We start from the raw sequence: 26,465 nt of genomic DNA, 5'->3' as shown, positions 1-26,465 counted from the left end.
GGCAGGTGCCATGCTGGGCGATGTGTCCAGCCAATCCACCATCAGTCCCGTATTCGTCGGCCGCAGGGACGAGCTGACGCTGCTCGAGGACGCGCTCGCCCGCGCCGACGCGGGCGAGCCGCAGGCATTGCTGCTGGGCGGCGAGGCAGGCGTCGGCAAGAGCCGCCTGCTGGAGGAATTCCTCTCGGCCGCTCGCGCCGCCGGCGCCACCACGGCGATCGGCGGCTGTCTCGAACTGGGCGCGGACGGGCTGCCGTTCGCGCCCTTCGCCACCGCCCTGCGCGGCCTGCACCGAAGCCTGGGCGAGGCCGCGCTGGCAGAGGCAGTCGCGGGCAGGGAGGCTGAGCTGGCCCGTCTGCTGCCCGACCTGGCGCCTGCCCCTGGCAGCCCCGGAGCCGCGGCCGCCGAGGCGTACGACGAGGAGGACGGCCGCGCCCGCCTCTTCGAGCTGACCGCACAGCTGCTGGAACGGCTGGCCACGCGCCGTACGGTCGTGATCGCCCTGGAGGATCTGCACTGGGCGGACCGCTCCACCCGCGAACTCCTCGGCTACCTGTTCCGCTCCGTGCACACCTCCCGGCTGATCCTGCTCGCGACCTACCGCTCGGACGACATCCACCGCCGCCACCCGCTGCGTCCCTTCCTGGCGGAGCTGGACAGGCTCCGCAGCGTCCGCCGGATCGAACTGCCCCGGCTGACCCGCGCGGAGGTGCACGCACAGATAGCGGGGATCCAGGGGGTCACCGAGCCCGAGCCCGAGCAGGCCCGCGTCATCTTCGAACGCTCCGACGGCAATCCCTTCTTCGTCGAGGAACTCACTGCCAACTGCTCCACGTGCGGCATAAGCGACTCCCTGCGAGACCTGCTGCTCGTACGTGTCGAAGCGCTTCCCGAGCACGCCCAGCAGGTGCTGAGGATCGCCGCACAGGGCGGCTCCGCCGTCGGGCACGCCCTGCTCGCCGCCGTCTGCGAGCTGCCCACCACCGAACTGCTGGACGCGCTGCGCGTGGCGGTCGGTGCCAACGTGCTGCTGCCGACCGAGGACGGTGACGGCTACCGCTTCCGCCACGCCCTGCTGCGCGAGGCCGTCAGCGAGGATCTGCTGCCGGGGGAGGCCGCCGGCCTCAACCGCCGCTATGCCAGGTCCCTGGAGGCCGACCCCTCGCTCGTACGGTCCGAGGAGTGCACGACGCGCCTGGCGCACTACTGGTACCACGGCCGTGACGCCGCCAAGGCGCTGCCCGCCGTGCTCGCGGCGGCCGTCGAGGCGCGGCGCAGACACGCCTTCGCCGAGCAGCACCAGCTGCTGGAGCGCGCCATCGAGCTGTGGCACGAGGTTCCGCAGGAGGTGCGGGAGCGGCTGCGCCCCATGGACGAGGCCGAGGTCTATCCCCGCCCGGCCGACTGCCCGGAGGAACCGGCCGCGGATTCGCTCTCGTTCATGGAGCTGCTGGCCGAGGCCGTCGTGGCCGCCCGCACGGGCGGCGAGGTCGAGCGCGCACTGGCCCTGACCAAGCGCGCCATCGACCTGCTGGACCACGACGTGGACCCGCTGCGCGCCGCGTGGTTCTGGGTCAGCCGCTCCAAGACGGTGGAGGCACTGGGCCGTGGCGACGGATGGGCCGAGATCGCCCGCGCCCAGGAGCTCGTGCGGGGCCTGCCGCCGTCCGCCGTGCACGCGGACGTACTGACCAGCGCGGCGAGCTGGGGCATGATGCACCGGCCCGGTCCTGAGGCCATGAGCACCGCCGTGCGGGCCGTCGAGCTCGCCCGCGTCGTCGGCGCCACCACGATCGAATGGCAGGCCCGGATCACCCTCGGCATCCTCATGGCCGACTCGGGAGATCTCAGCGCCGGCATCGACGAGATGAGCCTCGCGCGTGAACAGGCCCTGGCGGCGGGCGCGTTCGGCGTCGTCGGGCGCGCGGACATCAACATCGCCACCGAGCTGGAGGCCGCGGGCCGCTCCCGGGAATCGGTCGCCGCCGCCGTACGGGCCGCGGAGGGAGCCGCGACGCACGGACGCCCCGACATGTGCGGCTTCGCGCTGGGCAACCAGGCCGAGTCGCTGTACGCCATGGGGGAGTGGGCGGACGCCGCGCGGATCACGGAGGAGGCCGCGGCAGCGGCACGCTCGGCGGAGACCAGGGGCTTCGCCGCCCTGATGAAGGCCCATCTCCAGCTCGGCCGCGGCGACCTGGAGGGACTGAAGGCCGCGGTGGAGGCGGCCCGCGAGGTGATGGGCAGCCATGCGGCCGCGGCGAACGCCGCCGTCCAGCTGCGGCACTTCGAGCTGGAGGTGGCCGCGGGCCGCGGCGATTTCGCGGCCGTACGGGCCGAGTTGAGGGCCGCGCTGGAAGCGGGCTTTCCACCCGGCACGCACCGCTACGCCTGGCCCCTGCTGCACGCCGCGGCGGTCCACGAGGCCGGTCTGCGCGGCCTGCCCGCCGCCGAGGAGGGACGCGCGGCCGTGCTGGAGGAACTGCGCACCGCCGTGCGTCGTCTCCCGCGTCCGGCGCCCGTCTGGGAGGCGCACGCGGCGCTCGTCTCCGCGGAGATCGGCCGGGCCGAGGGGTGTTCGGCACCCGGGGCCTGGCAGGCGGTCACGGAGGCCTACGAGGCGATGGAGCGCCCGTACCACCTGGCCATGGCGCGTCACCGCTGGGCGGAGGCGCTGCTCGAGGACGGGGCGCAGAGCCGCGAGGCACGCGAGCGCGCCAACGAACTGCTGGCGGCGGCGTACACGGTGGCACGGCGGCTCGGCGCGGAGCCGCTCCGCACCGAGATCGAGCAGCTCTCGATACGTGCCCGGCTGCCCGCTTCCCCGGCGGCGTCAGCGGGAGTCAGGCGTTCCCCCGCGCAGGCGGAGGAGCCCGCGGACACCTTCGGACTGACACAGCGTGAGCGTGACGTGCTCCGTCTCGTGGCCGCGGGGCGCAGCAACAGGCAGATAGCCGAGCAGCTGTTCATCTCGCCCAAGACGGCGAGCGTGCACGTCTCCAACATCCTGGCGAAGCTGGGTGTGGGCGGGCGCGGTGAGGCGGCGGCCATGGCTCACCGGCTGCGGCTGTTCACCGCTCCGGACACGCGCTCCGCGGCGGGCTGAGCCCGTCCGGGCCCAGTAACCGCCCGGCCGGGCGGCGGTGCGTCGCCGGGTCAGAGAAGGTCCGGCGGACCGTCACCGCCGGGGTCGTCGCCCTCGGCTTCCTCTTCGAGCTTCGGCCGCGCCGGCAGGATCGCGTGCTGCTCCTGCAGCGCGATCACGATCTTGCCCGAGCCGAGGTCCACGGGTCCGCAGCCCGGCTCGTGGGTGCCCTCGACGACGAGGGTGTGCTCCAGCCGCTGCTGCTCGTGCCGAGCGTGCTGCTGGCTCGGAAGGAAGATGTCGCCCGCAATGTCCATCACCGGCTCCCGTCGCCGTTCGGTTCGGTGCCTGCGTCCGCCGCCGTGTCCGTCTTCGTGGCCTGCTGCTCCCTCGGACGGATCAGCACGTGCCCGGAGCTGAGGTCGATCGGGCCCTGCCCCGGATCGTTGCTGCCCTCTTCGACCCGTGTGTGCTCCAGCCGCCGGCGTTCGTCCTCCGTGTGCCTGCGGCTCGGGGAGAAGAGCTCCTCGATCAGGTTGAACATCGGCCCTCCGGCCCGGCGCCCGTCTGGTGGCGCCGCCTGGGCCCTGTCTGACAAATCCCGTCTGGGTAACGACGCTATTTGTCAGACAGGACCTAGCTCACCTTCAGCTTCAGGATACGGTCATCGCCCCTATCCGGGCTCCCGCGTCCGTCCGTCTCGCTCGTCATGAGCCACAGACCGCCGCTGCCGTCGGCGACGACGGTGCGCAGCCGTCCGTACCTGCCCTCCAGGAACGCCTGCGGATCCGCCGCCGGGGCAGTGCCCTTCAGCGGGATGCGCCACAGCCGTTCGCCGCGCAGGCCCGCCATCCACACGGAGCCCTTGACGATGGCGATGCCGCTGGGGGAGGCGTCGGCCGTGCGCCACTGCTCGACCGGATCGACGAAGCCGGACTCGCCCGCCCGTCCCTCGGCCTCGGGCCAGCCGTAGTTCTTGCCGGGACGGATGAGGTTCAACTCGTCCCACGTGTTCTGGCCGAACTCGCTCGCCCACAGCCGCTTGCCGGCGTCCCAGGCGATGCCCTGCACGTTGCGGTGGCCGTAGGTGTAGAAGAACGAGTCGCGCTCGGGGTTGCCCTGACCGGGCGGTTCGCCGTCGGGCGTCATGCGGAGGATCTTGCCGCCCAGGGACTTCTTGTTCTGCGAGAGCCCGCCCTGGCCCGACTCTCCCGTGCCGGCGTAGAGCATCTTGTCGGGGCCGAACGCGATGCGTCCGCCGTTGTGGATCTCGCCCTTGGGGATGCCCTTGAGGATCGTGTCGGGCGCTCCGAGCTGGTTGCCGCTGGGCTTCTTCGGGTCGTAGACCATGCGGACGATGCGGTTGTCGGACGCCGTCGTCAGATACGCGTAGACCAGCTTGGCGCTGTCCGGCGGCACGGCGATGCCGAGCAGGCCGCCCTCTCCGCTTGCCTGCACCCCCGGCACCGTGCCGACTTCGGTCTTCTTGCCGCTGCGCTCGTCGACTCGGATGATCTTGCCGTCGTCCCGCTGCGAGACCAGCAGTCCGCCGCCGGGCAGCGGCGCCAGGCCCCAGGGCGACTTCAGGCGCGCGGTGATGGTGCGCTCCACCTTCACCGAGCCCTTCGCCGGCGCCGCCGATGCCGTCGCGTTCGGCCCCGTCTCCGCGCTGGGCGTTGCCGACTCGGACTTCTCGGGCGACGGTCCGCCGGAATCGTCTGAGCAACCCGTGGTCACCAGCGCCAGGGCGACGAGCCCCGCCGCGGCGGCTCGTACGGACGGCAGATAGCGGCTTCGCACGGTCAGCGCCTCCCGGTGTCGGTTGTCCTCGGTCACAGTGTGAGCGGGGGACTCAGCACACCACATCCGTCACCACGACGCCGGGCACAGCGGAACTTCCCGTACGGATACGCGCACAGGAGGATCCCGGGAGGGCTACTCCCACGAGCCGCGTGCGGCGGGCAGCGCGCCCAGTTCGGCCATGTCGGCGGGCGTGAGCGCCAGTTCCGCCGCCCGGCCGTTCTCTGCCAGGAGGCGCTCCTTCTTCGTGCCCGGCAGCGGAATCACCTGGCGCCCCTGCGCCAGCAGCCACGCGAGCGCCACCTGTGCGGGCGTCGCGTCGTCGTGCCGCTCCGCGATCCGGCGCAGTCCCGCCACGACGGGCTGGTTGGCGGCCATCATCTCGGCGGTGAAGCGAGGGTGCCGGGCACGTACGTCGTCCCCCTCGAAGCCGCCGCCGGTGGTGAGGGTGCCGCTCAAGTAGCCGTTGCCGAGCGGCATCGCGGCCATGAAGCCCACCCCGTGCGAGACGCACCAGGGCAGCAGCGACTCCAGCGCCTCACGCGACCAGACGGCCAGCTCCGCCTGCACGCCGCTGACGGGGAAGACGCCCTGCACCCGTTCCAGCTGCCGGATCGTCGTGGCGTGTATCCCGGACGCACCCGGGGTCTTGCTCTTCCTGTGGTCCGCCCGTGCGCCTACGGCGCAGAAGCCGAGCGCGCGGACCTTGCCCGCGGCGACCAGCTCGGACATGGCGCCCCAGGTCTCCTCGACGGGCACCTCCGGGTCGACGCGGTGCAGTTGGTAGAGGTCGATGAAGTCCGTCTGCAGCCGCCGCAGCGACGCGTCGCAGGCTCGTTTCACGTAGGAGGGGCGGCCGTTGGCGACGATGTGCTGCTCTCCCACCAGCAGCCCGCACTTGGTGGAGACGAACGCGTCGTGGCGGCGCTCCTTGAGGACGCGGCCGATCAGCAGCTCGTTCGTGAACGGCCCGTACATGTCGGCCGTGTCCAGCAGCGTCATCCCGCGGTCGAGCGCGGCGTGGACCGTACGGACGGACTCCTCACCGTTCTGCTCGGAGGTGGAGTACGCCCAGCTCATCGGCATGCAGCCGAGGCCGATCGCACCCACTTCGAGTGCTGCCGCACCGATCGTCCTGCGCTCCACCTGGAACCGACTCCCCTCTGACCGCCCCCAAAACTAACGCCTGCTCACAACGGCGTCCGACGAGGGCGCGTGCGTCACCCGTACCGGACCTCTTCCGGCCGGGTGCCCGTCAGCAACTAGCCTCTGACCATGGCACCCTCACCGGCACCGCAGGAATCGGGGACACCGTCGGCGGCGCGAGCCGCCACAGACGTCTGGCTGCCCATTCCGCCCGCGCAGATCGAAGGACTCCCCGACGGCTTCACGTACCACTTCTGGGACGGCGACGAGGACTTCCCCGCAGACCCGGCCCTCTGCTGCTTCTATGTCGTCCCGTACATGAAGGGGCAGGCCGTTGCCGTGCGCCCGCTGCGGGAGATGCCGGGGCTGCGCGTGGTGCAGACCCTCACTGCGGGGATAGACCATGTCGCCGATGCCGTGCCGGACCTGCCCACCGGGACGCTGCTGTGCAACGCCCGTGGTGTGCACGACGCCTCGACCGCGGAGCTGGCGCTCACGCTGACGCTGGCGGCGCTGCGGCGGGTTCCCACGTTCGTACGGGCGCAGGACGCCGAGGAGTGGAGCCCGGGGGTCTACGACGCGCTCGCCGACAAGTCGGTGCTCATCGTGGGACACGGAGCGATCGGTTCGGCCGTCGAGGAGCGGCTCGTCCCGTTCGAGGTCGGAGAGGTGACACGTGTGGCGCGCACGGCGCGTGAGGCGCCGCGCGGCCCGGTGCACGCGCTCGACAGCCTTCCCGCCCTCCTGCCGCACGCCGATGTGGTGATCCTCTGCACGCCGTTGACGGAGGAGACCCGGGGCCTGGCGAGTGCCGAATTCCTCTCACGGATGAAGGACGGCGCGCTGCTGGTCAACGTCGCACGCGGGGCAGTGGTGGACACCAAGTCCCTCCTGGCGGAGGTGGAGTCGGGCCGGCTGCGCGCGGCGCTCGACGTCACCGACCCCGAGCCGCTGCCCGCCGGGCACCCGCTCTGGCACGCCCCGGGAGTGCTCATCACGCCACACGTCGGCGGTCCCACGACGGCCTTCCTGCCGCGCGCGAAGCGGCTGTTGCGCGATCAGCTGGGCCGCTGGGCCCGAGGCGAGCCGCTGGAGCACACGGTGGCCGTCGCCGAATGATCCCGGGGCGCCCGGGAGTTGCCCCGAGGACGCCCCAACTGGCCCGGAAAATACGCTCCGGAGGCGTACGAACGCTCGCAGTATCCACAACGTGCCTGGTCGTCACGTTCTGTATCGAGACTATGTCCCTCCGTGACTGTTCTGGTGTATCGTCCAAGAGGGGGCGAACCCGGACACGAGGGGGGCGACGGGCGAATGCGCGGTCAATGGACGAACTGCGGGTGGATGAAGCGTCATACACCACGGACACGCTGCCGTCGGCCGGTCCCGCAGCAGGGCCGGAGGGCGGGTGTGCCCGCGTGCCTGTGCCGCGTCCGCGCGGCCCGGAGGTACGAGAAGCCTCCGTTCCACAAGGGGACCCGATGACCGCCGGGGGCGCCGTCACGCGCCAGGGCATCGTGCGGACCCCGGCCGGTGCGCCGGCATTCGCCCCGAGCGCCGGCCCGGCCCTCGCACCGCACAGCGGTGAGCTGTCCGGTGGTGGCAGGCCAGGGGGAGCCGCAGCGCCGCGTGACGCGGCGACGCCCCGCGAGCCCGGCCCTCCGTTGCGGGCGCGAGCGGTGGGTGTGCTGCCCCAGTTCCTGCTCGTCCTCCTCTGCGGCGGCTATGCGATCGGTGCGGCCATCGGCTGGGGGACCGAGCAGGTCTCGCTGATCATGGGCGACTTCGGGCTGAGCGCCGCCGGGCTGCTCGCTGCCGCCTCGTGCGTGCGGTATGCCCGCGCCCACCGGGGCACCCAACTGGGCCCCGCGTGGCTGCTGTTCGGCCTCTCCTCGATCATGGCGGCCGCAGGGAACGCGGTGTGGGGGTGGTACGAGGTCGTGCTGCACCAGCCGGTGCCGCGCCCCTCGGCCGCCGACTTCTGCTTCCTGCTCTTCGCCCCGTTCGCCATCATCGGTCTGCTCGTGCTGGCCAAGAGGCCCGTCACGCGCGCCGGTTGGGTCTGCCTGGGCCTCGACTCGTGGCTCATCGGCGGTTCGCTGCTCACGATCTCCTGGTCGCTCGCGCTCGTCCACACGGCGTACTGGGAGGGCGACACGGTGGCGCGTGCCGCGCTCAGCCTCGCGTACCCGCTGCTCGACATCGTGCTGGTGAGCATGGTGCTGGCGCTGCACTTCAGGCGGTCCGCAGCGCACCGTTCGGCGATCAACACGGCCATCGGCGCCCTCGCGCTGACCGTGCTGTGCGATGCGCTGTTCACTTCCCCGCTGCTCCGCGAGCACTACACGTCGGGGCAGTTGCTCGACGCCGGCTGGTTCGCGGGCTCGCTTCTGCTGGCGTACGCGCCGTGGGTCAAGGGCGAGCGGGAGTCCGCCCGCCGCGGCCCCGCGCCGGAGACCACCGCCGCCGCTGCCGGGGCCGGGGCCGCTCCGGTCGCCGACCGGGAGACCGCGCCGTACGGGGAGAGCCTGAGCCGCCCGATCGCGGGCTCGCTGACGGCGCTCACTCCGTATCTGGCGGCGGCCGTCTGCACGCTGGGGATTCTCTACAACGCCGTCGCGGGGCGCGAGATCGACCGTGTGGTGCTCTTCACCGCCTGCACGGTCGTGCTCTCCCTCGTCGTGCGGCAGGGCATCATGCTGCTCGACAACATCAGCCTCACCCAGGAACTGGCCCAGAAGGAGAACCACTTCCGCTCGCTGGTCCAGGGATCCAGCGACGTCATCATGATCGCCTCGCCCACGGGGATGCTGCGCTACGTCTCACCCGCGGCGGCAGGTGTCTACGGGCGGGACGGCGACGCCCTCATCGGTTCCGAACTCGCCGCGCTGATCCACCCCGAGGACCTCGCCCGGGTACTGCACGAGCTGCGCCGCTTCCTGGCGACGCCGCCCGAGCAGGAGCCCTCGACGCGGATCGAGTGCCGCTTCCGGCACGGCCGGGGGCACTGGCTCAACGTCGAGTCGACGGTCAACCGCTACCGCAGCGGCCTCATCTTCAACAGCCGCGACGTGACCGAACGAGTGCGTCTCCAGGCGCAGTTGCAGCACAACGCGTCCCACGACCCGCTCACCGACCTGCCCAACCGGGCGCTGTTCACGGAGCGCGTGCGCAAGGCGCTGGTCGGCCGCCGCGGGGGCGACAGCGAGCACGCGGTGCTCTTCATCGACCTCGACGGCTTCAAGGCGGTCAACGACAGCATCGGCCACCAAGGCGGCGACGAACTGCTCGTGGCGGCCGCCCGCAGGCTCCAGGAGTCGGTGAGGGCCGGCGACACGGCGGCCCGTCTCGGCGGCGACGAGTTCGCGGTGCTCATCCTCGGCGACGGCAACCCCAGCACGCATGCCGATGGCGAACGGGAACTGCGCATCCACGAGATCGCCGACCGCCTGCGGATGACACTCTCCGAGCCCTACAACGTGGAGGGCCGTGAGGTCCGCGTCGCCGCGTCGATCGGCATCGCCTTCGCGCAGCCCGGGATCTCTCCCACAACGCTGATGCGCAACGCGGATCTCGCGATGTACCGGGCCAAGCAGGCGGGCAAGGCGAGGGTCGAGCTCTACACGCCGCGGACGCAGGACGAGGCGGCGGGCACGCAGAAGACCGTTGCACCCGCCGGCGCGGACCGGACGCCCGACCGCACGCCCGTGGCCGTGCGCGAGGACCAGGGAGCCGATGAGGCATCCAGGACGCCGGCCCCGGTTGCGGTATCGCGGCGCGGCAGCGAGTTCACGCTGCTGCACCAGCCCGTCGTCGAGCTGGCGGGAGGCAGGATCACGGCGGTCACGGCACATCCGCGCAGGCGTTCCGCCCAAGGCGTTCTGTTCACGCCCGCCGAGTTCCTCCGTGCGGGGGGCGGTGACGGAAGCGATGGCGTCGGCGACGCGAGCGGTGGCCATGTGCCCGGCGACCCGGTCCCGGCCTGTGCGGCGGCCGAGACGGGCCACACCCTGCTGGAAGAGGCCGTGAAGCAGACGGTGGCGAGGCACGGCGCGGGCTTCCCGGTGCCCGTATCCGTACGGCTGCCCGTGGCATGTCTCACGGAGCCGGCCCGGCGCGGCCTCACGGTCGAGGACGTGCTCGGCCGCCAGGAGCTGCCGCCGGGGTCGCTCATCCTGGAGCTGACGGGCGCCGACGCGCGCGTCCCCCTCGACGACCTGGAGTCGAGACTGAGCGCGCTGCACGGGCTCGGCGTGCTCGTCGCGCTCGACGGGTTCGGCAGCGGTCCGCTCGCGGTCTCGGCGCTGCGCCGGCTGCCCGTGGACATCGTGAGGCTCGAACGCGGCCTCGTCGAAGGCGTCGCGGACTCCACGCGGCAACGCAAGATCACCAAGGGGCTGCTGCGCATCGCCGGCGACCTCGGGCTGATGTCGGTCGCCGAGGGTGTGGACCTACCTGAACAGGCAGCCAAGTTGCGGGAGATGGGCTGCACCCACGGCCAGGGCGCGGTCTTCGCCGGGCCGCTGGACGAGCACCGGTTACGTCACGCCCTCTCACGGGGCGTACTGCCCGTGCCCGAGGACCGCACGCCCGCGCACGGGGTTCCCGGGCGCGGGCGCCCGTCGGGCGGGGCGGGTGCGCCGGCGGGCAGCAGGAGCGGGCACACCTCCTCCGGCCGCGGCGGCGGCCGCTCCGTCGTGGTCGCCGGAGCCCTGCCCGTACGGTTGCAGGAGCGGCGCGAGAACATGCCTCCGTGGCTGGTCTCGGGGGACATGCGGGAGGAAGTGGAACCGGTCACACGGCCCCCCGCACCGTGCCCGCATGCTGAGACGCGCGTCCCACCCACTTGACACGGAAAGTGAGCCGGGGGAGGGTCTGTGCCATGCGCACCCGAATTCTCGTACTTGGAAAGCGCGTCGACTGACCGGGTCCTCGTTTTCTGACCCGCGACCACAGCGGCGCGCTCCCCTCGCTTGCCTCACGGCACGAGGGGTTTTTTGTTGCATCAGACCCGGAGCGCAAGCTCCGCCTCCGAGCATCAACCGCACAAAACGAGCGTCAACCTCACTCTCGAGAAGAGATCACCGATGACCGAGCAGTCAACCGCGGCCCCGAAACCCCAGCCGCGGGCCCGCACCGTCGGACAGCAGAAGGCCGCGCCGGCCGCGATGACGGGCGCCCAGTCCCTCATTCGTGCTCTCGAGGAGGTCGGCGCCGACACCGTATTCGGCATTCCGGGCGGGGCGATCCTTCCGGCGTACGACCCGATGATGGACTCCGCCCGCGTCCGCCACGTCCTGGTGCGGCACGAGCAGGGCGCGGGGCACGCGGCCACCGGCTACGCGCAGGCCACCGGCAAGGTCGGCGTCTGCATGGCCACCTCGGGTCCCGGTGCGACCAACCTGGTCACTCCCCTCGCGGACGCGCACATGGACTCGGTGCCGCTGGTCGCCATCACCGGTCAGGTCGCTTCGGGTGCGATCGGGACGGACGCCTTCCAGGAAGCGGACATCTGCGGCATTTCGATGCCCGTCACCAAGCACAACTTCCTGGTCACCGACCCTGACGACATCCCGCGCACCATCGCCGAGGCGTTCCACATCGCCTCGACCGGCCGCCCCGGCCCGGTCGTGGTCGACATCGCCAAGGACGCCCTTCAGGGCCGCACGGTCTTCAACTGGCCGCCCACCTGCGACCTGCCCGGCTACCGCCCGGTGACCAAGCCGCACGCGAAGCAGATCCGCGAGGCCGCGAAGCTGATCGCCGAGGCCCGCCGGCCCGTGCTGTACGTGGGCGGCGGTGTCATCAAGTCCAAGGCGACCGCGGAGCTGAAGGTCCTCGCGGAACTGACCAAGGCCCCCGTGACGACGACGCTGATGGCCCTCGGCTCCTTCCCCGACAGCCACCCGCAGCACCTGGGCATGCCCGGCATGCACGGCAGCGTGGCGGCCGTCACATCGCTGCAGAAGGCGGACCTGATCGTCGCGCTCGGCGCACGCTTCGACGACCGGGTCACCGGCAAGCTCGACTCCTTCGCGCCGCTGGCGAAGATCGTGCACGCCGACATCGACCCCGCCGAGATCGGCAAGAACCGCGCTGCCGACGTGCCGATCGTGGGCGACGCCCGGGAGGTCATCGCCGACCTGGTGGTGGCGGTGCAGGCCGAGCTGGGCGAGGCGCCCGCCGGCAGCCCCGCCGCGTCCGGATACGCGGACTGGTGGAAGCAGCTGGACCGCTGGAGGGAGACGTACCCGCTGGGGTACGACCTCCCCGACGACGGCAGCCTCTCCCCGCAGCAGGTCATCGAGCGCATCGGCGAACTGGCCCCCGACAACACCGTCTACGCGGCAGGCGTCGGCCAGCACCAGATGTGGGCGGCCCACTACATCGGCTACGAGCGGCCCGCGACCTGGCTCAACTCCGGCGGTCTGGGCACGATGGGCTACGCCGTGCCGGCAGCCCTGGGGGCGAAGGTCGGCAGGCCTGAGAGCACCGTGTGGGCGATCGACGGCGACGGCTGCTTCCAGATGACGAACCAGGAGCTGGCCACGGCCGCGCTGAACGGCGTGCCGATCAAGGTCGCGATCATCAACAACGGCGCGCTGGGCATGGTGCGCCAGTGGCAGACGCTCTTCTACAACCAGCGCTACTCGAACACGAAGCTGCACACCGGCTCCGGTGATGAGGACGTGCAGCAGCCCAACAAGGGCACGCGCTGCCCCGACTTCGTGAAGCTGGCCGAGGCCATGGGCTGCGTCGGCATCCGCTGCGAGGACCCGGACGAGCTGGACTCGGTGATCGAGAAGGCCAACGCGGTCAACGACCGTCCCGTCGTCGTCGACTTCATCGTCCACGAGGACGCGATGGTCTGGCCGATGGTGGCCGCGGGCACCTCGAACGACGAGGTCATGGCGGCGCGCGGCGTCCGCCCCGACTTCGGCGACAGCGAAGAGTGAGCAGGGAAGCCCAAGGACTCAAGGAAGCTTGAGAAGAAGGAAAGACAGATGTCCAAGCACACGCTCTCCGTCCTGGTGGAGAACACCCCAGGCATCCTGGCCAGGATCGCCTCGCTGTTCTCCCGCCGCGGCTTCAACATCGACTCGCTCGCCGTCGGCGTGACCGAGCATCCGGAGATCTCCCGCATCACGATCGTCGTGAACGTGGAGGATCTTCCGCTGGAGCAGGTCACCAAGCAGCTCAACAAGCTCGTCAACGTTCTCAAGATCGTTGAGCTGGACCCGGCCTCGGCCGTCCAGCGTGAACTCGTTCTGGTGAAGGTCCGCGCAGACAACGAGGCCCGTTCCCAGATCATCGAGATCGTCTCGCTCTTCCGCGCCAAGACCGTGGATGTTTCGCCGGAGGCCGTCACCATCGAAGCCACCGGCAGCAGCGACAAGCTCGACGCCATGCTCAAGATGCTGGAGCCGTACGGCATCAAGGAGCTGGTGCAGTCAGGGACCATCGCCGTCGGGCGCGGCGCCCGCTCCATCACAGACCGGAGCCTGCGCGCGCTTGACCGGTCCGCGTAGGGTGTGCGCCCGCCCAGGGCGCTCCCCAGCCGGCACCGGTCGGCGACCCCTCACGGTGCGAGCCGCCCGGCCGTCGTAGGTTGGGCGGCGCGTCCCCTTCGAAAACCCCTTCAGAACCATCCCGGGGGAGTCCCCGGACCCCGATAGAGGAGAATTCCCAAGTGGCCGAGCTGTTCTACGACGACGACGCCGACCTGTCCATCATCCAGGGCCGCAAGGTGGCGGTTCTCGGCTTCGGCAGCCAGGGCCACGCCCACGCGCTGTCCCTGCGCGACTCCGGGGTCGACGTGCGGGTGGGCCTGCACGAGGGCTCCAAGTCCCGCGCGAAGGCGGAGGAGCAGGGCCTGAAGGTCACCACGCCCGCGGAGGCCTCCGCCGAGGCCGACGTGATCATGATCCTGGTCCCGGACCCGATCCAGGCCAAGGTCTACCAGGAGTCCGTCGCCCCGAACCTCAAGGACGGCGACGCCATCTTCTTCGGCCACGGACTCAACATCCGCTACGACTTCATCAAGCCCCCGTCCAACATCGACGTGTGCATGGTCGCGCCGAAGGGACCGGGCCACCTGGTACGCCGCCAGTTCGAGGAGGGCCGGGGCGTTCCGTGCATCGTCGCCGTCGAACAGGACGCGACGGGGCGGGCGTTCGACCTCGCGCTCTCCTACTCCAAGGGGATCGGCGGCACCCGCGCCGGCGTCATCAAGACGACCTTCACCGAGGAGACCGAGACGGACCTCTTCGGCGAGCAGGCCGTGCTGTGCGGCGGTACGTCGGCACTGGTCAAGGCGGGCTTCGAGACGCTCGTCGAGGCCGGTTACCAGCCGGAGATCGCCTACTTCGAGTGCCTCCACGAGCTGAAGCTGATCGTGGACCTCATGTACGAGGGCGGCCTGGAGAAGATGCGCTGGTCCGTCTCCGAGACCGCAGAGTGGGGCGACTACGTCAGCGGTCCGCGGATCATCAACGACCAGGTCAAGGCCGAGATGCGCAAGCTGCTCGACGACATCCAGGACGGCACCTTCGCCAACAAGTGGATGCAGGAGTACAACGCGGGCCTGCCGAAGTACAACGAGTACAAGAAGGCCGCCAACGACCACCTCCTGGAGAGCACGGGCCGCAAGCTGCGCGGCCTGATGAGCTGGGTCGACGAGGACGCGTAAGCACGCCGCGCCGGCCGGCAAGCCTGCGCGGCCGTGCGCCTGACCGGCCCGTACCCCCGCCGTCCGGTGGGGGTACGGGCCGGACGCATGTGCCTGGACGCTCACAGGAGGACTGCACACAGATGGCCCGATCCGCTGTCCGGCACCTCTACCTGGTGCGTCATGGCGAGGCTTCGCAGGATGAGCGCGCGCTGACGGAAAGGGGGCGTCGTCAGGCCGTACTGCTCGGTGAGCGGCTCCGGCGAAGTCCGCTCGCCGTGATCCGTCATGGACCGCTCGCGCGAGCCGCGCAGACGGCGGGGCTGATCCGCGACGAGCTCGACGGCGTGCCCATGCAGTTGTCGGAGGCGGCCGGGGACTACGTCCCGTACGTGCCGGAGCGCGACGAACTCCCCCCGGAATCAGCCGACTTCCTGCTCGGACGGCTGGAGCAGATCCCGGTGGAGGAGTGCGAACGCGGCCCCGAGCGGGCAGGGCAGGCGCTCGCGGAATTCGCCGGCCCGGCCGAGGGCGACGAACCCCGCCACGAGCTGGTCGTCACCCACACCTTCCTCATCGGCTGGCTCGTTCGGGACGCTCTCGACGCACCGAAGTGGCGCTGGATGGGCCTCAACCACGCCAACGCGGCCCTGACCGCCATCCGGTACGCGCCCGGACGTCCCGCCTCGCTCCTGCTCTTCAACGACATGAGCCACCTTCCGCCGGAGCTCCGCGGCACGGGCCGGCCGGGGGAGACCGACGTCTGAGGTGAGGGTGCCGGAGCGCGGGCCTCTCACTGCCCGGGGGCCGGTGCCCCGCTGATGAGCTCCACCAGCGCGGCGGGTGCCTTGTCCGGGGAGCCGGCGTCGTACGGCGGTTGCGGGTCGTACTCGATCATCAGCTGCACGGCCTGCGCGTGTTCGTCGCCGGCGATCTTCCCCGCGAGCGTGAGCCCCATGTCGATGCCGGCGGACACTCCGGCGGCTGTCACGTACTTGCCGTCGAAGACCACGCGTTGGCGCGACGGCTCGGCCCCGAATTCCCTCAGCCGCTCCAAGGTCGTCCAGTGGGACGTGGCCCGCCGGCCGTTCAGCAGTCCCGCGGCCGCGAGCAGCAGCGAGCCGGTGCATACGGAGACCGTCCACGTGGAGGTCGCGTCGACGGCGCGCAGCCAGCCGAGCACCGCCTCGTTGCCCACGTCCGGCTCGGGGCCGCCGGGGACGATCACGATGTCCGGCCGGGTGACTTCGGACAGGGACTTCGCGGCCACCAGCGAGAGGCTCCGGTTGTCGTCCAGTACGGGGCCTGCCTGCTCGGCGACGAAGACGGTGTCGGCGTCCGGCAGTGGGCCGAGCGTCTGATAGGGCCCCACGGCGTCGAGGACGGTGCAGTTGTCGTAGAGGAGAATCGCGATCTGCATGGCTTCCCTTTCGGAGACGGATTCATCGGTCGGAGTCCGGGACGGCCGGAACGTGGCGTGAGACCCGGCAGGTGGCGTGAGACCCGGAACGTGGCGTGAGGCAGGGCCCGTTCGGGCTTCGGTCAGGCTTCGTCCTGGGCGAGTTGCTCGCGGCGTGCGCCGGCGGACGGAGTCCGGAAGCGGCGCCGGTATTCGGCGGGCGCCGACCCCAGCACCCTGACGAAGGCCCGGCGCAGCGCCTCCGGGGTGCCGTATCCGCAGGCGCGCGCTATCTCCGCGACACTGTCGTTGCTCTCCTCCAGCAGCCTGCGGGCCTGCTCCAGACGTACGCGGTCGACGTAGCGGCCGGGCGTCACGCCGGTCTCGGCGAGGAAGGCCCGGGCGAAGTGCCGCGGCGAGAGCCGGGCGCGTTCGGCGAGTGATGCGACGGAGAGATCGCCGTCCGTGTGCTCACTGATCCACTGCTGGACGTCGCGCAGCGGCTCACGCTGTGCGGTCTGTGCGGAGAGCTGGGTGCTGAACTGCGCCTGGTTTCCCGGGCGGTGGAGGAAGACGACCAGATGGCGCGCGACATCGAGCGCGACGTCGCGGCCCAGGTCCTCCTCGACGAGGGAGAGCGCGAGGTCGATGCCCGCCGTCACGCCGGCGGAGGTCGAGACATTGCCGTCACGGATGTAGATGGGGCCGGGGTCGACCTCGGTGTCGGGGTGGAGGCGGGCGAGCGTGTGGCTGTACGCCCAGTGCGTCGTCGCCCGGCGACCGCGCAGCAGCCCCGCTTCGGCGAGCAGCATCGCCCCGGTGCAGACGGAGACGAGCCGCCGGGCGGACGGCCCGTGTGCGCGCAGCCAGTCGATCAGACGGGGGTCGGGGGCACGGGTGCCCTGACCGCCCGGCACCAGGAGCGTGTCCGGTGAGGGCGCGTCGGCGAGCGCGAGGTCAGGGACGAGGGTGAGGCCGCTGAAGGTGCGGACAGCTCCGCCGTCGAGGGAGGCGGTGCGCAGGCGGTACGCGCCGGGGGCGCCGGCGGACAGGCAGGCGCCGGCGAAGACCTCGAAGGGGCCCGTCACATCGAGGCTCTGCACGCCGTCGAAGACGACGATCAGGACGTCACTGCCGCCTCTTCGGGAGTGCCTGGTCATGGACTCGATTCTTCAGGGCGCCCGCGATGTCAGCAATGACGAAGGTCCCACCTTTTCTGCCATGGCATCTGACATCGAGCTGCCGTACGCGCGTACGAGCGGCACGGCGTGGATCGCGGTTCGGACGGCCGTGCCTGGGGAGCATGCCTGGGGTGAGGCGGCCTCGGCGCCTTCCCCTGGACCCTGGCGGGTCCGGGGACACCCCTACGACGTCCTCCGGGAGAAGCTCATGACCGTCGCTGGCCGGCCCGCTCCGTCCTGGCAGCCGACCGATGACCGGCTCGACGCGCTGGTTGCCGGGTTGAGCCTCGAAGAACGTGTGCGGGTGCTCACCGGCGAGACCAACTGGATGCTGTATCCGCTTCGTTCGGCCGGGCTGCGTGCCCTCACCGTCTCGGACGGGCCGATCGGCGTGCGCGGCAGAGGCCTCGCGCCCACGACGTCGGCGCAGATGCCCGCGCCCTCGGCTCTCGCCGCCACCTGGGACGAGTCGCTGGCAGGGGAGTTGGGCGCACTGATGGCTGGGGAGGCACGCGCGAAGAGCGCTGACGTGGTCCTCGCGCCGGTGGTCAACCTTCAGCGGACGCCGCTGGCGGGACGCCACTTCGAGTGCTTCTCGGAGGATCCGCTGCTCAGCGGACGCATGGCGGTGCCGTACGTCGCCGCACTCCAGCAGGAGGGCGTGGGCGCGTGCATCAAGCACTTCGTCGCCAACGACTCGGAGACCCAACGCACGCTCTACACCTCGCGGTTGAGCGCCCGCGCGCTGCGCGAGGTGTATCTCGCGCCGTTCGAGCGGGTCGTCAAGGACGCCGGGGTGTGGATGGCCATGGCCGCCTACAACGGGCTCGCATGGGGTTCCGAGGAGGCGCCGGCCACCGAGCACCGGAGGCTGCTGCGCGAACTGCTCAAGGAGGAATGGGAGTTCGACGGTGTCGTGGTCAGCGACTGGCTCGCGACGAAAAGCACCGTCGCCTCCGCCCGCAACGGGCTCGACCTCGTGATGCCCGGTCCCGGCGGCCCCTGGGCAGGCGGCCTGCTCGACGCCGTGCGCGCCGGTGAGGTGCCCGAGGAGGACATCGACGACAAGGTGCGCCGCATCCTCCGTCTCGCGGCCCGCGTGGGCGCCCTGTCGGATCCCTCGGCGGCGGACGGCCAGGACCCGGGCGGCACCGGCCCGGCCCCGCAGGAGGAGGCATCCGGGCACCAGCTCGCCACCGCCTCCTTGCTGCGGCGGACCGCGGCCCGCGCCACCGTCGTCCTGCGCAACGAGGGCGATCTGCTGCCGCTGCCGCGGGACACCTCCCGGATAGCGCTGATCGGGGCCAACGCCCTCGAACCGTTCGTCCAGGGCGGCGGCAGCGCACGCGTCACCCCGCCCTACGTGAGCGCCCCGCTGGACGCGCTGCGCGCGGCGTTCCCGTCAGCCGTCGTCACCGCACACCGCGGCGGCCGCACGATGCGCCACGCGCCGCTGGCCGGCGCGGCCGTCCTGCAGGGCGACGGCGTCGAGCTGAACGTGCACGACGCCGAGGGCCGGGAGCTGTCGGCCCTGACCCGTCCCGCGCCCTGGGACGGTGCGCTGGGCGGGCTGCCCGAGGGGGCGGTGTCCGTACGGGCCGAGGCGCGGCTGCGGCTCGACGGGCCCGGGGAGCACCTGCTGGAGATCGCCCCCGTCGGAGCGCACCGCATCGAGATCGACGGGGAGCTGCTCAGCGAGAGCAACCACAGGGTCGCCGAGGAGGTCCTGCTCGACGCCTCCGCCGGACACCCCGAGGGCCGCGTGCGCCGCGTCACCGTGGGAGACGAGGCCCTGGAGGTGACGGTCTCGGCGACCGTGCAGGTCGTCGAGGTCACCGGGTTCGGCCGCTTCGCGCGGCTGGAGCTGCGCCATCTGCCGCCGGAGCCCGGCACGGGCGAGGAGATCGCGGAGGCCGTACGGGCCGCCCGCGAGGCGGACGCGGCGGTCGTGGTCGTGGGCACCAACCCCGAGTCGGAGTCCGAGGGCTGGGACCGCGCCGATCTCGGACTCCCGGGCCGCCAGCACGAGTTGGTGCGCCGGGTCGCCGAGGCGAATCCCCGTACGGTCGTCGTCGTCAACGCGGGCGCGCCGGTGCTGCTGCCCTGGCTCGACGACGTCCCCGCGGTGCTGTGGTGGTGGCTGCCCGGACAGGAGGCGGGGGGATCCCTCGCCGACGTGCTGACCGGCGCGTGCGAACCGTCCGGGCGCCTGCCCTGGACGCTTCCCGCCGACGCGGGCGACGTGCCCGTTCCGGACGGCATCCCCATCGACGGCTTGATCGACTACACCGAGGACCTCGACGTGGGTCACCGTGGCTGGGACCGACTCGGGCGCCGGCCCGCGCGTGACTTCGGCTACGGCCTGGGCTACTCGGACTGGTCCTACGGCGAGCCGTCTGCCGGGCACTGGCGCGAGGGGCAGCCGGTGGAGGTGACGGTTCCCGTGCGCAACACCGGCCGGCGCCCCTCCCGCGAGGTCGTGCAGGTCTACGTGGAGCCCCCGGGCGGGGAGGGTCATCCGCACCGGCCGCTGCGCTGGCTCGCCGGTTTCACCGTCGTCGCGGCGGCGCCTGGTGAGACCGTACGGGCCACCGTCGCCGTCGAGCCGCGCGCCTTCCAGGTGTGGGACGAGGACACGCACTCCTGGTACACCCCGGCAGGGGAGTACCGCCTCCTCGCCGCGCACTCCAGCCGTGACGTGCGAGGCGAGGCCGCTGTGTCCGCAGGTACGGACGGCCACGCCGGGCAGTGAGGACGCGGACCGGCGGCGATGCCGGTCCGTGGCCGGCCGTTTACGGGGAGGGGCAGCCCGCACGGCATCCACGTAGCTACACTGCACGGGCAAGCCGAGCGCGCCACAGGCTCACAGCGTCGTGCGTCTGCCCTGCGCCGCCGCCCGCGGGGACGACCCCCTCCATCGACTACGGTCGCCGGGACGCGGCCGTAGTTCCCCGCCGCTGCTCGCAGCGAGGATGACCCTCCCCCTGGGCCTTCGGCCTGGGAGGTACCCCCGAACTGGAGACCACGTGAGCAAGCCCGTAGTACTGATCGCCGAAGAGCTCTCGCCCGCCACCGTCGACGCCCTGGGCCCGGACTTCGAGATCCGGCACTGCAACGGCGCCGACCGGGACGAACTCCTCACCGCCATCGCCGACGTGGACGCGATCCTCGTCCGCTCCGCGACGAAGGTCGACGCCGAGGCGGTGGCGGCCGCACGGAAACTCAAGGTCGTCGCCCGCGCGGGCGTCGGGCTGGACAACGTCGACGTCCCCGCCGCCACCAAGGCCGGCGTGATGGTGGTGAACGCACCCACCTCCAACATCGTCACCGCCGCCGAACTCGCCTGCGGTCTGCTGATCGCCAGCGCCCGCAACATCCCGCAGGCCAACACGGCGCTGAAGAACGGCGAGTGGAAGCGCAGCAAGTACACCGGCGTGGAGCTGAGCGAGAAGACCCTCGGCGTCGTCGGTCTCGGCCGCATCGGCGTGCTCGTGGCGCAGCGCATGTCGGCGTTCGGGATGAAGGTCGTCGCCTATGACCCGTTCGTGCAGCCCGCGCGGGCCGCGCAGATGGGCGTCAAGCTGCTCTCCCTGGACGAACTGCTGGAGGTCTCGGACTTCATCACCGTCCACCTGCCCAAGACGCCCGAGACGCTGGGTCTGATCGGTGACGACGCGCTGCACAAGGTCAAGCCGAGCGTCCGCGTCGTCAACGCGGCCCGCGGCGGAATCGTCGACGAGGCGGCGTTGGCCTCCGCGCTCAAGGAGGGCCGCGTCGCGGGTGCGGGTCTGGACGTCTACGCCAGCGAGCCTTGCACCGACTCGCCGCTCTTCGAGTTCGACCAGGTCGTGTGCACGCCGCACCTGGGTGCCTCCACCGGCGAGGCGCAGGAGAAGGCGGGCATCGCGGTCGCCAAGTCGGTGCGTCTGGCACTGGCGGGCGAGCTCGTCCCGGACGCCGTCAACGTCCAGGGCGGAGTCATCGCCGAGGACGTGCGGCCCGCGCTGCCGCTGGCCGAGGGCCTGGGCCGGATCTTCACCGCGCTCGCGGGAGAGGTCGCCGTGCGGCTGGACGTGGAGGTGTACGGCGAGATCACTCAGCACGACGTGAAGGTGCTCGAACTCTCCGCGCTCAAGGGCGTCTTCGAGGACGTCGTCGACGAGACCGTCAGCTACGTCAACGCGCCGCTCTTCGCGCAGGAGCGCGGTGTCGAGGTGCGCCTGACGACCTCCAGCGAGTCCGCGGACCACCGCAACATGGTGACGGTGCGGGGCACCCTCAGCAGCGGCGAGGAGGTCTCGGTCTCCGGCACGCTGACCGGGCCCAAGCACCTGCAGAAGATCGTCGCCGTCGGCGAGCACGACGTGGACCTGCCGCTGGCCGAGCACCTGGCCTTCTTCCGGTACACCGACCGCCCGGGCATGGTCGGCACCGTCGGCCGGATCCTCGGCGAGGCCGGCATCAACATCGCCGGCATGCAGGTCGGCCGCGCCACGGCGGGCGGTGAGGCGCTGGTGGCGCTGACCGTCGACGACAACATCCCGGCACCCGTACTCGCCGAGATCAAGGGCGAGATCGGGGCGACCTCCGCGCGCAGCGTCGACCTCTCCGACTGACCGGGGAGCGGGACAGCACATCGGGTGCGCCCGGGCCGTGAGGACACGGCCCGGGCGCGCGCCTGTTCAGGGGGCTGCGGTGCGGGCCCGTACACAACCGAAAGGCAGGGCACAGGACGTGACTGGGAAATCCCCCGGGTCCGCCGGGGCCGAGGGTGGGGGTCTCCCCGGGTCTGCTGGGGCCGAGGGTGGGGGTCCCCCCAGGCCCGCCAGGGCCGAGGGGGAAGAACGGACCGCTCCCCCGCTGACCGGCGGAGAGCGCGAGACCCTGCGGGCCTTCCTCGAATTCCACCGCGAGACCCTCGCCATGAAGTGCGAGGGCCTGAGCGACGACCAGCTGCGGATCGCCTCGTCACCGCCGTCGACGCTCTCGCTGCTCGGCCTGGTGCGGCACATGGCGGAGGTCGAACGCGCCTGGTTCCGGCGGACGATCAACGGTGAGGACATCCCGCTGGTGTGGTCCGACGACGGCGACTTCCAGGTCGCCTACGACGCGAGCCGGTCCACACGGGCCGAGGCGTTCGACGCCTGGCAGGCGGAGGTCGAGCACGCGCGCCGCATCGAGAAGGAGGCGGCGTCCCTGGACGTCACCGGCCACCAGGTCCGTTGGGGTAAGGACGTCTCGCTGCGGCTGGTGATGCTGCACCTCATCCACGAGTACGCGCGCCACAACGGGCACGCCGACTTCCTCCGCGAGGCCATCGACGGCACCACCGGAGCCTGACAGGTCGTCAGCCGCGGGCAGGTCTCCACACATACGGCGTCACGGTCGTCACGGTGCGGAAGCCCAGCCGGCGCAGGATCGGCAGACTGTCGTCCGAGGCGTCGACCTGCAGATACGGCAGGCGGCGCGCGGCGGCGATCCGGGCGCGTTCGGCGACCAGCGCCCGGTAGACGCCCCGTCCGCGCCACTCCGGCAGCGTCGTACCGCCGCGCAGCCCGGCGAAGCCCCGTCCCGCCTGGAAGATCATCCACCCCGCGGCGACGACCTGCCCGCCGGCCTCGCCCGCCTCGGCCACCAGAACCGCGGTGCCGTCCGGTGAGGCCGCGATCCGCTCGGCCAGGAAGCGCGCCAGCCAGCTCAGGTCCATGTCCCACACGGAGGCCTCCACCGCCGCGATGCGGCGCATGTCACCGGCGTCGGTCACGCGGCGGATGACCACGCCTTCCGGCGCCGGGGGTTCCGTGGCCAACTCCGCGCTCGCGCCGACGAGTACGGTCTTGCCGTCACCCGGGACGAAGCCCGCTGCACGCAGCCGTTCCGGCAGATCCCGCGGCTCGTCGTGCGCGTGGATGCGCCACTCGGCCGTCTCCTCCCGCGCGGCGAAGCGGTCCCGTTGCCGCGCGATCAGGCGGTCCAGGTCGGCGCCCCGCAGCCCGCTGTCACGCGGTCCGAACACGAAGGCGCGGAAGCCGCCCACGGCACGCACGAGCGGCCCGTCCTGTTCGTACGTCACGCCGATGGCCGGCTCGGCCGGTGCTCCGCGCATCAACTCGTCGTACAGGGCGAGGAGTCGGCCGTCCCCGTCGTCCTCGGTCCCGTCCCCGCCGTCGTGGCTGCTGCCGTCCCCGTTCGTCACCTCGCCGACGTTACGCACTCGGAACGGTGACGGCAGCCGGTGCGGGGAAACCGCCCGGGCGGACCGGGGCGGCCGGCCCGCGGCGGCCGGTCAGCGGGACGTGTGGGAGATCAGCCGCGCTTGCGTGCCGTCACGGCCATGACGATCGGGGTGGGGGTGCCGTGCTCGGCGAACTGTTCGAGTGCCAGTCCCGCGTCGAGGAAGGCGTGGAGCAGGCCCGGCAGCGGAAGGTGTGTGGCCCCGACCTTGTCGCGTACGCCCTGGTCGGTCCAGGAAGCCTTCGTCCAGGCGCCGTCGAGATAGCCGGGGCGGACCACGATCGCGTCGGGGTCCGTGCGGTCGGCGAACGCCCCGCAGAAGCAGGGGTGGACGCCGATGTGCACGAACACCCCACCGGGCCGGAGGACACGGGCCGCTTCCCGCAGTACCGCCGGATAGTGCGGCATGTCCGTGTGCACCATGACTGCGACAGCGGCCGTGACGGAGCCGTCGCTCACCGGAAGCCTCGCGGCATCGGCCTGCGCGACCGGTAGCCGGCTGCGGGCGTGGCCGAGCATCCCTCGCGACAGGTCCACGCCGACCGGCGTCCAGCCCAGGTCGCGGAGCGCGGCAGCGTGGACCCCCGTGCCGCAGCCGATCTCCAGGCACGTACCGCTGCCCGTTCCGAGAAGGTCCCCGAGCAGGCCGCCCAGGCTGCGGGGGTTTCCCTCCGAGGTCTCGGCGTCCTGCCCGCGCAGGAAATCCTGTTCGTACCAGTCGGCGATCTGGTCGTACGCCGCTGCTGACATGACGTTCCCCGTCCGTTCGCCCGCCGTGGGCCCGTTTTGGTGACCGGCTCCCCCGGGCGACCGGGCCGCCGTTGTCGTTGCTCCATCACCTGCCCGCGCGGTGGTTCTCCGGCCCCGATTTCCTCCCCCGGCGGAACTGCCGCTGCCCGGGTTCTCCATACGGGGAGCTCGCGTTCGTCGGCGGCCCGGATGTCCGTCGGGCGAAGTGGCCGCTACCGGCTGGAAGTTGTACGTCGAACGCCGTGCTGCGGCGTGGAACGATCGAGCCATGCCCGATTTCGTGACGCCAGAGCAGATTGCCCGACGCACCTCCGCAGCAGTCGACGCGGCCGTGGGAGCGGGGCGCGCTCTCGGGCTCACCGTGACCGATGCCGAGGTGCTCCACGACCTGTTCTCCGTGGTCGTCCACCTCGCGCCGTCACCGGTCGTGGCCCGGATTCCCACAGTCCTGCCGCACTCCGCGGATCTCGGTTCCCAGGCCGCCCGCCAGCAGGCGGAACTTGACGTGACGCGGTGGCTCGCAGACCAGGGAGCCCCCGTGATCCAGCCCAGTCCTCTCGTGCCACGGGAGCCCGTACAGCGCGACGGACTCTCGATGACGTTCTGGCAGTTCGTCGAGGAGGACCGGGACAAGGAGCCCGACTACGTGGCCAACGCCGAAATCGTTGCCGACCTGCACGCCGCCCTGCGCGGATACCCCGGCCGGCTGTCGTTCCTGTCCGCGGCCGAACCGCGGGTCATCGGGGAAAGCCTTGCCCTGCTCGAAGACCGCCCCGACCTCATCGCTCCGAGCGATCTGGACCGCGCGCGCCGCGAGTGGCAGGTCCTGGAACCTCTCGTGAGCTCACGCGCGGCGTTCGAGACGGCGTTCCCGTGGACCGATGTCCAGCCCATCCACGGCGACTGCCCACCCGCGAACATCTTCTCCGGGAAGGACGGGAAGCTCTACGCCGACTTCGAACTGGTCACGTCGGGCCCCGTCGAGTGGGACCTGGCCACCCTCGGGCCCGACCTCGAATCCGCCTACGACCGCGGCGCGCGGCGCAACGGCATGAGGCCGTTGAAGGAGGACGTCATGAGCTTCGTGAACGCCGTAGGCATGCTGCGGGTCATCGCCGCCCTGGCGCTCGCGCCTCAACTGCCCGCGTTGCCCGAGTACTTGAACCCCGCCATCATCCGGTGGCGGACGATGCCGTTCGCAGGGGGCGTCGGAGACTGACATCCACGAGCGCCGACCGGCAACGGGAGCCCGTCAAGTCACGCACGCTGCAGGGCAGTTGCAGGGACGAGCCGCGTCATCGTCCGGACCGCCGATCTGCGTCCGGCGCTTCTTCGGGGCCCGCGGAGGCCCTCGGCCCTGGACGGCGCCCGGATGGAATGATGGCCCGTGACATGGCGACGGCGGTTCGAGGAAGCCGGTGTGAATCCGGCGCGGTCCCGCCACTGTGATCGGCGAGCGGATCCCCGACAGGCCACTGCCCCGGGCGGGTGGGAAGGCGGGGACGAGCCTTGACCCGAGAGCCAGGAGACTCACGCGGTCGCCTCCTCGACGTACCGGGGCGGATCTCCCCGGAGAGAGGGAAGGTTCGGCGTGCCCGAGACATCGGTCGATGAGGCATCCGACGAAGCGGGGGCAGTGGAGACTGCCGGCCCTGCTCCGTGCCGGATCGTCGTGTGCCGGGACTGCTGCTGCGGCAGTCCCAAGGTGACCGGACTGGATCACGCGGCACAGACGGCTCGGCTGCGGGAGGAGGCACCGGTTCGCGTGTCCGACTGCCTGGACGTGTGTGACCAGGCCAACGTCATCGTCGTGCAGCCTTCCGCCGCCGGGCGCGCCGCCGGTGCGCGGCCCGTCTGGCTGGGGCTGGTCAACAGCCCGGACGCGACCGAGGACGTCACCGCCTGGGTACGCGCGGGCGGCCCCGGCGTCGCTCCGCAGCCGGAGATCCTCGACCTGCACGCCATCACTCCGCCGCGACGGGGGCTTGCAGGGAATCGGCGCGCTGCGTCGCCGATCCGTGATCGGGGGCAATGAGACAGCCCTTCACCGACTCCCGGAGCCGGACATCGCGTGGTGGAGCGAAGGCTGAAGGTCTCATCGGGGCTCATCGCGGCGAACGCCCGTCCCCAGGTGGCTGGAGCCATGCCGAGTCGAACACCGAGCCGAAGCTCGTCGAGCGCCACCGGTGGATGAACGCCGTT

At 71.6% G+C, this 26,465-nt stretch carries 20 protein-coding genes and 1 riboswitch; of the genes, 12 read left to right on the top strand and 8 right to left on the bottom strand.

Translation table 11 applies throughout. From position 1 onward, the window contains the following. The first annotated feature begins 10 nt into the window (after positions 1-10). Positions 11-3,106, top strand: a complete 3,096-nt coding sequence (locus tag G4Z16_RS08385) for a helix-turn-helix transcriptional regulator (RefSeq protein WP_197354252.1) — start codon at positions 11-13, stop codon at positions 3,104-3,106. A gap of 50 nt (positions 3,107-3,156) precedes the next feature. Here G4Z16_RS08385 and G4Z16_RS08380 read toward each other — a convergent pair whose 3' ends face one another. From G4Z16_RS08380 to G4Z16_RS08365, 4 genes are all read right to left on the bottom strand, one after another. Then, positions 3,157-3,402 carry a DUF6191 domain-containing protein gene (locus tag G4Z16_RS08380; RefSeq protein ID WP_197350189.1) on the bottom strand — a complete coding sequence of 82 codons (246 nt, stop codon included), beginning with the start codon at positions 3,400-3,402 and terminating at the stop codon, positions 3,157-3,159. After that, positions 3,402-3,629 carry a DUF6191 domain-containing protein gene (locus G4Z16_RS08375; protein WP_197350188.1) on the bottom strand — a complete coding sequence of 76 codons (228 nt, stop codon included), beginning with the start codon at positions 3,627-3,629 and terminating at the stop codon, positions 3,402-3,404. Before G4Z16_RS08375 ends, G4Z16_RS08380 begins: the two co-directional genes overlap by 1 nt. A 92-nt stretch (positions 3,630-3,721) precedes the next feature. Beyond that, on the bottom strand, positions 3,722-4,885 hold the full coding sequence (locus G4Z16_RS08370) for a PQQ-dependent sugar dehydrogenase (protein ID WP_425508152.1): 1,164 nt from the start codon (positions 4,883-4,885) through the stop codon (positions 3,722-3,724). Between the two features lie 135 nt (positions 4,886-5,020). Then, the gene (locus G4Z16_RS08365; protein WP_197350184.1) at positions 5,021-6,031 is read right to left on the bottom strand and encodes an aldo/keto reductase; all 1,011 of its coding nucleotides are present in this window, start codon (positions 6,029-6,031) and stop codon (positions 5,021-5,023) included. Between the two features lie 129 nt (positions 6,032-6,160). Between G4Z16_RS08365 and G4Z16_RS08360 the strand changes: the two genes are divergently transcribed. The 6 genes from G4Z16_RS08360 to G4Z16_RS08335 all read left to right on the top strand — a co-directional run bounded on the left by G4Z16_RS08360 (position 6,161) and on the right by G4Z16_RS08335 (position 15,466). Continuing rightward, the gene (locus G4Z16_RS08360; protein WP_197350182.1) at positions 6,161-7,150 is read left to right on the top strand and encodes a 2-hydroxyacid dehydrogenase; all 990 of its coding nucleotides are present in this window, start codon (positions 6,161-6,163) and stop codon (positions 7,148-7,150) included. A gap of 362 nt (positions 7,151-7,512) precedes the next feature. Then, positions 7,513-10,881, top strand: a complete 3,369-nt coding sequence (locus G4Z16_RS08355) for a putative bifunctional diguanylate cyclase/phosphodiesterase (protein WP_197350180.1) — start codon at positions 7,513-7,515, stop codon at positions 10,879-10,881. Positions 10,882-11,118: 237 nt separating this feature from the next. Beyond that, a complete protein-coding gene (locus tag G4Z16_RS08350) occupies positions 11,119-12,987 on the top strand; it encodes an acetolactate synthase large subunit (RefSeq protein ID WP_197350172.1) in 1,869 nt (622 codons plus the stop codon). 48 nt (positions 12,988-13,035) lie between these two features. Continuing rightward, positions 13,036-13,560: an acetolactate synthase small subunit gene (ilvN, locus tag G4Z16_RS08345; RefSeq protein ID WP_028435325.1), complete on the top strand. Its 525-nt coding sequence runs from the start codon at positions 13,036-13,038 to the stop codon at positions 13,558-13,560. A 161-nt stretch (positions 13,561-13,721) separates the two neighbouring features. Next, positions 13,722-14,720 (top strand): ketol-acid reductoisomerase, encoded by a 999-nt coding sequence (ilvC, locus tag G4Z16_RS08340; protein ID WP_197350170.1) that lies wholly within the window; start codon positions 13,722-13,724, stop codon positions 14,718-14,720. 122 nt (positions 14,721-14,842) lie between these two features. Then, on the top strand, positions 14,843-15,466 hold the full coding sequence (locus G4Z16_RS08335) for a histidine phosphatase family protein (RefSeq protein WP_197350168.1): 624 nt from the start codon (positions 14,843-14,845) through the stop codon (positions 15,464-15,466). Positions 15,467-15,492: 26 nt separating this feature from the next. On the opposite strand, the gene G4Z16_RS08330 is transcribed toward G4Z16_RS08335, so the two are convergent. Both G4Z16_RS08330 and G4Z16_RS08325 read right to left on the bottom strand, forming a co-directional pair. Continuing rightward, positions 15,493-16,119 carry a DJ-1/PfpI family protein gene (locus tag G4Z16_RS08330; RefSeq protein WP_197350166.1) on the bottom strand — a complete coding sequence of 209 codons (627 nt, stop codon included), beginning with the start codon at positions 16,117-16,119 and terminating at the stop codon, positions 15,493-15,495. Between the two features lie 122 nt (positions 16,120-16,241). Further along, entirely contained in the window at positions 16,242-17,258 is a 1,017-nt protein-coding gene (locus tag G4Z16_RS08325; RefSeq protein WP_197350164.1) for a GlxA family transcriptional regulator, read from the bottom strand. A 61-nt stretch (positions 17,259-17,319) separates the two neighbouring features. Between G4Z16_RS08325 and G4Z16_RS08320 the strand changes: the two genes are divergently transcribed. The 3 genes from G4Z16_RS08320 to G4Z16_RS08310 all read left to right on the top strand — a co-directional run bounded on the left by G4Z16_RS08320 (position 17,320) and on the right by G4Z16_RS08310 (position 22,619). Next, on the top strand, positions 17,320-20,031 hold the full coding sequence (locus tag G4Z16_RS08320; RefSeq protein ID WP_197350163.1) for a beta-glucosidase family protein: 2,712 nt from the start codon (positions 17,320-17,322) through the stop codon (positions 20,029-20,031). Positions 20,032-20,305: 274 nt separating this feature from the next. Then, positions 20,306-21,895: a phosphoglycerate dehydrogenase gene (gene serA, locus G4Z16_RS08315; RefSeq protein ID WP_246530739.1), complete on the top strand. Its 1,590-nt coding sequence runs from the start codon at positions 20,306-20,308 to the stop codon at positions 21,893-21,895. 244 nt (positions 21,896-22,139) lie between these two features. Next, entirely contained in the window at positions 22,140-22,619 is a 480-nt protein-coding gene (locus G4Z16_RS08310) for a DinB family protein (RefSeq protein ID WP_197354251.1), read from the top strand. 7 nt (positions 22,620-22,626) lie between these two features. On the opposite strand, the gene G4Z16_RS08305 is transcribed toward G4Z16_RS08310, so the two are convergent. Then, entirely contained in the window at positions 22,627-23,385 is a 759-nt protein-coding gene (locus G4Z16_RS08305) for a GNAT family N-acetyltransferase (RefSeq protein WP_197354250.1), read from the bottom strand. Positions 23,386-23,585: 200 nt separating this feature from the next. Beyond that, the gene (locus G4Z16_RS08300) at positions 23,586-24,263 is read right to left on the bottom strand and encodes a class I SAM-dependent methyltransferase (RefSeq protein ID WP_197350159.1); all 678 of its coding nucleotides are present in this window, start codon (positions 24,261-24,263) and stop codon (positions 23,586-23,588) included. A 268-nt stretch (positions 24,264-24,531) separates the two neighbouring features. On the opposite strand from G4Z16_RS08300, the gene G4Z16_RS08295 reads away from it, so the two are divergent. After that, complete coding sequence (locus G4Z16_RS08295) at positions 24,532-25,482, top strand: aminoglycoside phosphotransferase family protein (RefSeq protein WP_197350158.1); 951 nt, start codon at positions 24,532-24,534, stop codon at positions 25,480-25,482. A gap of 189 nt (positions 25,483-25,671) precedes the next feature. Beyond that, positions 25,672-25,795, top strand: a riboswitch (cobalamin riboswitch). A gap of 104 nt (positions 25,796-25,899) precedes the next feature. Beyond that, positions 25,900-26,298: a (2Fe-2S) ferredoxin domain-containing protein gene (locus G4Z16_RS08290; protein WP_197354249.1), complete on the top strand. Its 399-nt coding sequence runs from the start codon at positions 25,900-25,902 to the stop codon at positions 26,296-26,298. The last annotated feature ends 167 nt before the right edge of the window (positions 26,299-26,465 follow it).

It is taken from the genome of Streptomyces bathyalis, from assembly GCF_015910445.1.
Classification (GTDB): Bacteria; Actinomycetota; Actinomycetes; order Streptomycetales; family Streptomycetaceae; genus Streptomyces; species Streptomyces bathyalis.
Note: the sequence above shows the minus strand (reverse complement) of the source record. Positions and strands in the feature narration are given on the sequence as shown.